At 58.5% G+C, this 3185-nt stretch carries 5 protein-coding genes; 1 reads left to right on the top strand and 4 read right to left on the bottom strand.

Going from position 1 to position 3185, the window contains the following annotated elements; translation table 11 throughout:
• Nucleotides 1-80: 80 nt before the first annotated feature.
• Entirely contained in the window at nt 81-254 is a 174-nt protein-coding gene (locus tag A3714_RS17860) for a hypothetical protein (RefSeq protein ID WP_197461915.1), read from the top strand.
• Nucleotides 255-469: 215 nt separating this feature from the next.
• On the opposite strand, the gene A3714_RS01940 is transcribed toward A3714_RS17860, so the two are convergent.
• From A3714_RS01940 to A3714_RS01955, 4 genes are all read right to left on the bottom strand, one after another.
• On the bottom strand, nt 470-1528 hold the full coding sequence (locus A3714_RS01940; protein WP_062816903.1) for a succinylglutamate desuccinylase/aspartoacylase family protein: 1059 nt from the start codon (nt 1526-1528) through the stop codon (nt 470-472).
• Nucleotides 1529-1637: 109 nt separating this feature from the next.
• Nucleotides 1638-2543 (bottom strand): 30S ribosomal protein S6--L-glutamate ligase, encoded by a 906-nt coding sequence (gene rimK / locus A3714_RS01945; protein WP_062816902.1) that lies wholly within the window; start codon nt 2541-2543, stop codon nt 1638-1640.
• On the bottom strand, nt 2540-2977 hold the full coding sequence (locus A3714_RS01950) for an ATP-dependent zinc protease (protein ID WP_062817024.1): 438 nt from the start codon (nt 2975-2977) through the stop codon (nt 2540-2542). The genes rimK and A3714_RS01950 overlap by 4 nt, the downstream gene beginning before the upstream one ends.
• A gap of 11 nt (nt 2978-2988) precedes the next feature.
• The coding region (locus A3714_RS01955; RefSeq protein WP_197463343.1) for a VOC family protein at nt 2989-3185 on the bottom strand (197 nt) is incomplete at its 5' end.

Genomic DNA, 3185 nt, shown 5'->3' on the forward strand with positions numbered 1-3185 from the left:
ATAAGATAGCCAATAGTCTATTTGCAAGTCGCTAATATTCCAGCGACGATGCAGCCTGTTTTCCTGTGGTGTGTCTCTGTATGGCAAAAAAAGGCAAGGCCAAGAAGAACAGTCAGCTCATCGTTCGCATCAACGACGAAGAACGTCTGCGCTTTATCGAGCTCTGCGAAGAGCTTGATACCAGCGCCGCGCGTGAAGTCCGCCGGTTTATTCGTGACTTTATCAAGGCCCAGGAGTCGACATCCGGCGAGTAGCCGAGGGCTCGGCCATCACTTGCGAAAATGGAGAGACATCATGTCCAAGAAGAAAAAGCTGAAAAAAGCCATCAAGCAGAGCAAGGCCAAGATCAACAAGCAGGAATCTGTGCTGAAGAAACTGAAGAAAAAGCTCAAGAAGGCGTAAGCCGAGCCACAGCAAAACGGGCCACCAGGGCCCGTTTTTTTGTGTGGTCACGTTTCCGTTGAGACGCTCAGACGATCGGCGGCTCACCTGCCAGGGTCGGGCCCTTTTCGATATCGGAGGTAAACACTTCCAGTGACTGCGCCACTTCGCTGACTTCCTCGAAGCGGGCAATGTGATAGAGCGCTTCCCCTTCATTCACCAGGGGCAAGTTATTACGGCCCACCAGGATGCCGGCAGCCGGCGCGAAGATATTCACATCCTCCCCGCCAAAGGGGCTGGAAATACGACCGATCAGATCCCCCTTCTTGATCCACGCCCCCAGTGCCACCAGCGACAGGAAGACCCCATCCCGTTCTGCACGAACCCAGCTGGATGAGCGGGCAATATAGGGTTCGGTGGGCGCCTTGGTGCGGCGACTACCGGTCATGCCCAGGTGCTGCATGATATTGAGCACCCCTTTCACACCGGCCCGGATACAGGATTCTTCGAAGCGCAATGCCTCACCGGCTTCATAGGTTATCACCGGGATGCCCTGGGCCTCGGCCACTTCCCGCAACGTGCCCTCGCCCAGCACCGAATTGATCACCACCGGCACGCCAAAGGCATTGGCCATGGCAGCGGTATCCTCGTTGGACAGGTCGGCGCGGATCTGCGGCAGGTTGGCCCGGTGAATCGCGCCGGTGTGCAGGTCCACCGCATGGGTGGCTCGGTCCAGCACCTGACTCTTGAATTGCCAGGCCATTCGCGCGCCCAGGCTGCCGGTTTCCGAGCCGGGGAAACAGCGGTTCAGATCACGCCGGTCCGGCAGATAGCGGGTCTTGTGAATGAAACCAAACACGTTCACTACCGGCACTGCCAGCAAGGTGCCATTAAGGCTTTTCAGGGCAGAGTGACGCAGCAGGCGACGGATGATTTCCACGCCATTGAGCTCATCCCCGTGAATGGCCGCGCTGACCATCAGCACCGGGCCGGGTCTGCGTCCATTGATCACATGGATGGGAACATTCAAGGGCGTCTGGGTATAAAGCTGCGCCAGCGGCAATTCCACTTTGGCCCGGGTACCGGGCGCTACCGTCACGCCATCCAGTTCAAAAGGGGTGTTTTTCGGTTCTTTGCTGTTTTTCATTCTGTTTTTCTCTACCTTGCAGACCCAACCACACTAACGGCTCCCCCCGGGACGCCGACCCGAGACTGCGAGCTGCAACCCTCAAGCACGGCTCCTGCGAGGCGTCGGTTCAGCCTGACCCCTTGGTCTGGGTCCGGTAGGGGCGCGCATCCTTTTCGATGAACTTCATGATCATCCCCGCCACATCTTTGCCGGTGGCGGTTTCGATGCCTTCCAGGCCCGGCGAGGAGTTCACTTCCATGACCACGGGGCCGTGGTTGGAACGCAGGATGTCCACCCCGGCCACATTCAGGCCCATGATACGAGCGGCCCGCACGGCCGTGGCGCGCTCTTCCGGGGTAATGCGGATCAGGCTGGCGCTGCCACCACGGTGCAGGTTGGAACGGAACTCGCCGGGCGCGGCCTGACGTTTCATGGCCGCAATCACCTTGCCGCCCACCACGAAACAGCGGATATCGGCGCCGCCGGCTTCCTTGATGTATTCCTGGACCATCACCGACACATTCAGCCCCATGAAGGCCTCGATCACCGATTCCGCCGCCTTGCGGGTTTCCGCCAGCACCACACCAATACCCTGGGTGCCTTCCAGCATCTTGATCACCAGTGGCGCACCGCGAACCATGTTGATCAGATCGGGAATGTCATCCGGAGAGTGGGCAAAACCGGTGATCGGCAGGCCCACGCCCTTGCGCGACAGCAGCTGCAGGGAACGCAGCTTGTCCCGGGACCGGGAAATGGCCACGGATTCATTGACCGGGAAGACGCCCATCATTTCGAACTGGCGCAATACTGCCGTACCGTACTGGGTGATGGAGGCACCGATCCGCGGGATCACCGCATCAAAGCCTTCCAGGACTTCGCCCTTGAAATGAATCTCCGGCTTGTGTGCCACCATGCTCATATAGCAACGCAGGGTATCGATCACATGCATTTCATGACCGGCAGCCTCGCCCGCTTCCACCAGTCGGCGCGTGGAGTACAGTCGCTTGTTTCTCGAAAGAATGGCAATTTTCATGGTTGCTCTTTGTTTCCACCTAATAAAAAAGATGCCGTGGGATCGACAATGATCTCGCCCATGGCGGTGCGTCCCAACAGCATACGGAATATCATGTTTTCACGGTCGGTCAGAGTGATCTCGATGGGCCAGCGGCGGCCACCCAGTTCAATATCGGTGCAGATCACCGGGCGCTCTTCCTTGTGACCACCGGAGTCAGTCACCACCCGACGGTCCAGTACCGGCGCTTCACAATGGCTGACCTGGTCCTGCCCCTGAATCGGATGGATAGAAAAACGAACCCATTCCTGTCCATCGCGCATAAAGCTTTCCACCTGAAAAGCATGCAGCGCCGACGTCCGCGCCCCGGTGTCCACCTTGACCTTGATGGCTTCGATGTCCAGTTCGGGCAAGCTTGCCCATTCCCGCCAGCCGACGGTGACCTTGGTTGCCATTGGAGAGCCCATCAGTCCCTTTCCAGCAGTTCGATCTTGTAACCATCCGGGTCTTCCACAAAGGCCAGAATGGTACTGCCATGTTTCATGGGGCCGGGTTCGCGGGTAATGCGCCCACCCCGTTGGCGAATACGTTCACAAGCAGCGTACACGTCGTCCACCGCCAGGGCCACATGGCCATAGCCATCACCCAGATCGTACTCGTGCT

It is taken from the genome of Alcanivorax sp. HI0007 (assembly GCF_001635525.1).
Taxonomy (GTDB): domain Bacteria; phylum Pseudomonadota; class Gammaproteobacteria; order Pseudomonadales; family Alcanivoracaceae; genus Alcanivorax.